Source organism: Tropicimonas sp. IMCC6043, assembly GCF_004146235.1.
Classification (GTDB): Bacteria; Pseudomonadota; Alphaproteobacteria; order Rhodobacterales; family Rhodobacteraceae; genus Tropicimonas.
In genome coordinates, this window is the sequence record NZ_SELO01000108.1 from 1 (window position 1) to 2,133 (window position 2,133).

General features: G+C 59.7%; 2 protein-coding genes and 1 pseudogene. 1 reads left to right on the forward strand and 2 read right to left on the reverse strand.

What is annotated here, in order from left to right:
- Positions 1-326: 326 nt before the first annotated feature.
- Both EU800_RS25905 and EU800_RS25910 read right to left on the reverse strand, forming a co-directional pair.
- The gene (locus EU800_RS25905) at positions 327-710 is read right to left on the reverse strand and encodes a cupin domain-containing protein (RefSeq protein ID WP_129636335.1); all 384 of its coding nucleotides are present in this window, start codon (positions 708-710) and stop codon (positions 327-329) included.
- Positions 707-1,894: a CynX/NimT family MFS transporter gene (locus tag EU800_RS25910; protein WP_129636336.1), complete on the reverse strand. Its 1,188-nt coding sequence runs from the start codon at positions 1,892-1,894 to the stop codon at positions 707-709. Before EU800_RS25910 ends, EU800_RS25905 begins: the two co-directional genes overlap by 4 nt.
- 151 nt (positions 1,895-2,045) lie before the next feature.
- On the opposite strand from EU800_RS25910, the pseudogene EU800_RS25915 reads away from it, so the two are divergent.
- A pseudogene (locus tag EU800_RS25915) lies at positions 2,046-2,133 on the forward strand (IS5/IS1182 family transposase); the annotation flags it as partial.

Below are 2,133 nucleotides of genomic sequence, written 5' to 3' on the forward strand. Positions count from 1 at the left end.
GCGGTCGAAGAAGCTCGGCGCCCGCTCGGTCGGCCATGTCGACCCCGGCGCCGCCTCCACCCACGTCATCCTCGCCGCCATGCGCGACGCCTTCCCCAACTGAAACAACGCCGCGGTCCCCAAAAGGACCGCGGCGAACCTCGGGGAACAAATTGGGGTGCAGCAGCACGTTAGCTGTGCATCTGGTTTGTGCGCGTGGAGACGTCACCGCAGCCGACGTGCCTCTGCCAACTTCCTTTGGTGCGATGAAGTCAGAAACCAGGATGCGGGAAAAGCCACCATCCGGCGAGTTGAAAGCAAGCACGGCAATCGTTGTGAGAGTCGACCTACACGGTCGGTTCCCACGCGCCCTCGATGTGGCTGGCCTCAAAATCGCCGGGCCATGGGGGCATCGAAACACAGATAAAGCGCAAGGGGACTGAACCGGTATTCCGGTACTGGAAGGCTGTCCCGACCGGAATGTCTATCGAGACACTCGGCGACAAGACGGTGATCCGCTCTTCGATAGAGTCCCGTCGCCAGATCTCACCTTCGCCTTCCAGAACGTACCAGAACTCGCTCACCGTCGCATGGATGGTCGCACGATTGATCTGGCCGGGCGGCACCGTGCTATGAATCATGTTTCCGGTCGGTCCATCCATGATGAACCGAATGTCTGCCCCTGCCGGCGACCTGGCATCCGCCCGAGCAGGAAGCATCGATTGTTTCATGTGAATTCCTCCGACAGAGAGGCTTTATGGGATGACAAAGCAAGACCAAACAGCACGACGAAGGACAGGGTGAACCCCGCGACGACGAACGGCACGGCGTTCCAGTTTGCGGTTGAGATCAGTGCTCCAACCAATGGCGGGCCTGTCAACGCGCCAACGCTCCCGAATTGCGCGACCAGGCCATTGCTCGGCCCTATGAGGCGAGGAGTCCTTGCGACTCTTGGAACGGCGGAAAAGGTTTGGGCGACAAGAATGCCCGACATGAAGATTGAAACTGCCGCAAAGGGGACGATCTGGCCCGCCGTTGCTGCATTTGCGAATGTGGGAAAGGCCGAGGCGATCAAGAAGAGGGATGCCACGGATGCGATACCGGTTTCGGAAAGCCGGTTCGCGAGCGCCCCGTAGGAGAGACTTCCGGCGATGCTGGTAAGGGCCACAGCCCCAGTGACACCTCCGGCGGAACCGGGGGTCAGGCCATATTCCTGCACGAGGAACGTTGGCAACAGGCTGAGGATTGAAAGACTGAGCAGGGTCAGGCCAAGAAATGCTGCGCCGAGAAGCCAGGATGCTTTGGGCATGGCGTATACGGTGGCCCAGATGTCCGAGCGAGCGTCGGCGTGCCTTTCGTCGCCGGGAGTGGACACCAAAGCTGCCAAGGCCGCGAGCACGACAAGCCCCGCGCTTGCAAGGAACCACCCTCGCCAACCGATGATCTCCGAGATCATGCCACCGGCAAAGGCCGCGATACTCAGTCCGAGCGTAAAGAAGGTTCCCCACATCGCGAGCGCAAAAGAAGCATCCTTTTGCGTGGCCTCATGTGCGATCAGGGTGGGGGCAGCAACGACCACCAAAAGGTATCCCAGCCCTTCCAAGACGCGTGCGCCGACCAGGATCGGGACGGATGTCGCAACCGCTGAAACGAGTGCGCAGACGCCCATGAAGAGCGCGCCGGTCACTATCGATGCGCGCAGACCGATCCGGACCACCCAATAGCCCGCAATCAGTCCGAAGACTGCCGATGCCAGTGTAATGAGCGACACCAACCAACCGAGCGTGAAGAGGTCGAGTTGAAGGTCTTGCTGAAGAAAAGTGGTCACAGGCGCGACGCGCCCGACCTGAACAGCTCCTGCAACACCAACCAAAAATGCTGAAAGAATTGCTCGCCAGTCCGATTTTTCGGCCATGCATCCCGCCCCTGAATTATCGTTTTTGGGGGCAGTCTAGTTCCCTGTCCCGATTCCTCCAACTTCCCTCAGGTCATTAGGGTCAGGACCCATAAACTTGCTTGTTTCTTCCGGATCGTCGTGATTCACGTTCCCGAACGCTGGGGGCATCATGAGCAACTACTACTGGTTGACGGAGGCGCAGATGGAGCGCCTGCGACCGCACTTTCCGAAATCTCGTGGCAAGCCGAGGGTCGATG